Annotated in this window: 1 pseudogene; it reads left to right on the top strand. The window is 64.9% G+C overall.

The features are described from left to right. Positions 1–456: pseudogene (locus tag ENZ75_RS33970) on the top strand (endonuclease); the annotation flags it as partial.

Below are 456 nucleotides of genomic sequence, written 5' to 3' on the forward strand. Positions count from 1 at the left end.
GCCGTGATGATGCGCAATGAGACCGCCCAGGGCCAGCCGATCGAATTCGTGCGCATGACCAGCCACGCCTATGTCACCTACGAGCAGTTCGGGCTGCACACGCCGGAACTCGAGGCACTGGGCAATCAGGCCAATGAGCGCATTTTCCGGCGCGACTGCCTGGAGATCGACGTCACCGTGGGCGGCGTGCCGCTGACGCTCTATCTCGTGCATTTCAAGTCGATGGGTTCGCCGCGCAACGGGCTCGACGGGCGCGAGGCGACGATGCCGGTGCGCATCGCGGAGGCGCAGGCCGTGCGGCGCATCATCGAGGAGCGCTTCGGCAAGGACTATGCCGCCGACAAACGCTGGGCAATCTGCGGCGACATGAACGATTACCGCCAGCGTGTGAAGGTGGCCGGCGATGCGATCGACGGCTATCGCTTCGAGGTGGTCGACGAAGCCCTGTCCTGCATC

The organism is Mesorhizobium sp. M7A.F.Ca.CA.002.04.1.1, assembly GCF_004022805.1.
Taxonomy (GTDB): domain Bacteria; phylum Pseudomonadota; class Alphaproteobacteria; order Rhizobiales; family Rhizobiaceae; genus Mesorhizobium; species Mesorhizobium ciceri.